Here is a 1,680-nt window from a genome sequence, read left to right on the forward strand (position 1 = left end):
GTTCCACGGCCAGCGCGCCCTGCACGGGAGCCGTCGTGGACCACGCCTGGGCGGCGGCGCGCGGGCGGGCGGCCGGACGCGGCGGGAAGTCGGCGCGTGCGGACAGCTCCGTCTCGCGCTCGTCGTACCCGTCCCCGTAGCCGTCCGCGTCGAGATCCTCGCGGTACCCGCGCCGGCCGGCCAAACCACCGCGCCGGCCGGCGGGCTCGGGGTACGGGTCGTAGTCGTCCTCGTCGGCCAGGTAGTCGGGGCGGCGGTAGCCCGACCGGTAGTCCATGGCAGGATCGTCGAGGTCATCGAGGTCATAGCCGTCGTACTCGTCGGCAGGGACCATCCCGAAGTAGGCCTTCAGCTTCTGCAGCGTGCCCATACCTACCCTCGTTACCCGCGACTACCGGAACGTGTGTTAGGGCGAGGCTAACCCTCGGGTGCCGAGCAGCGCGGTTCCGACACGCACGCAGGTAGAACCGTGGGTAATCGCGATCTCAAGATCGTTGGTCATCCCCGCGGACAGCTCGGTGGCCGCCGGATGATCACGACGCAGGCGATCGGCTGCTCGGGCCAGCGATCCGAACGCCGCCACGGGGTCCATCGTGAGCGGTGCGACGGCCATCAGCCCGCGGAGACGTAAATCACCCGATCCAGCTACCTCATCGGCGAGCTCGGCGAGCCCGTCGAGCGGGCATCCGCCACGCGCCGGGTCACCGTCGATGCTCGCCTGGACCAACACGTCGAGCGGGCCGGCGCGCTCCCCGGCCACCTCGGCGCCGGCCGCGGCGCGGTCCAGCGCCCGGGCCAGCCGGACCGAGTCGACCGACTGGATCTCGGCCGCCCAGCGCGCCACCGAGCGGGCCTTGTTGCGCTGCAGCCGGCCGACCATGTGCCAGCGAACCGGTGCGTCCGGGCGGAGTTCGCGAAGCTCGGCGGCCTTGGCGGCGGCCTCCTGCTCACGGTTCTCGCCGAGGTCGAGCATGCCGAGGTCGGTGAGCAGCGCGGCGTCGGTGGCCGGAAAGGTCTTGGTGACCGCGACGAGCCGGACCTCCTCGGGGGCACGGCCGGCCCGGACGCAGGCGGCGGCGATCCGCTCGCGCACGGCGGCCAGGGCCGTCGCGATCCGCTCGCGCCGCGCGGTCACAGTTCCGCCTCCCCGGAATTCATTGTGCTGGTTCTGTTGGGAGACCAGAAGTTCTGGTTGATCACGTACTTGTCGCTGGGTTGCGTCACGTTCCCCTTGGGTGCGGTTGGGAAGCGCTCGGGCTGATTTGATCTTGAGGTTGACACACGGGCCGTCATTCGCGGTCCGGGTCCGGTTCGAGCCAGGTGACGGCGGCCAATCGCCCAGTGGTCCCTTCCCTGCGGTGACTGAACAACGTTGCGTCCTCGATCGTGCACCGAGGGTCGACGCCGATCTTCGCCACGCCGGCGTCGGCGAGCTGCTGCCACAGTCCCGCGCGGATGTCCAGGCCCGGAGTGCCCTTGCGCGTCCTGCTCGCGCTGCCCGGCAGGTGCTCCGCCACGTCGGCCCGCATGGCGGCGGGTACCTCGTAGCACTCGCCGCACGCGGCCGGGCCGAGCAGCACCTCGACGCGGTCGATCGACGCGCCGGCCCGGCGCATGGCGTCCAGCGCCGCGGGCACCACGCCGACGCGGGCGCCGACCCGGCCCAGTCTCTAATACACA

General features: G+C 71.6%; 1 protein-coding gene and 2 pseudogenes. All 3 read right to left on the reverse strand.

Annotated elements, in window-relative coordinates; all coding sequences use genetic code 11:
* Window positions 1–370, reverse strand: a pseudogene (locus ACRDTB_RS38085) (hypothetical protein); the annotation flags it as partial.
* 36 nt (window positions 371–406) lie between these two features.
* Window positions 407–1,135, reverse strand: a complete 729-nt coding sequence (locus ACRDTB_RS38090; protein WP_431437140.1) for a YggS family pyridoxal phosphate-dependent enzyme — start codon at window positions 1,133–1,135, stop codon at window positions 407–409.
* Window positions 1,136–1,289: 154 nt separating this feature from the next.
* Window positions 1,290–1,664, reverse strand: a pseudogene (locus ACRDTB_RS38095) (laccase domain-containing protein); the annotation flags it as partial.
* Window positions 1,665–1,680 lie beyond the last annotated feature (16 nt).

The sequence above is a fragment of the Actinophytocola sp. genome (genome assembly GCF_050699935.1).
Taxonomy (GTDB): Bacteria; Actinomycetota; Actinomycetes; order Mycobacteriales; family Pseudonocardiaceae; genus Actinophytocola.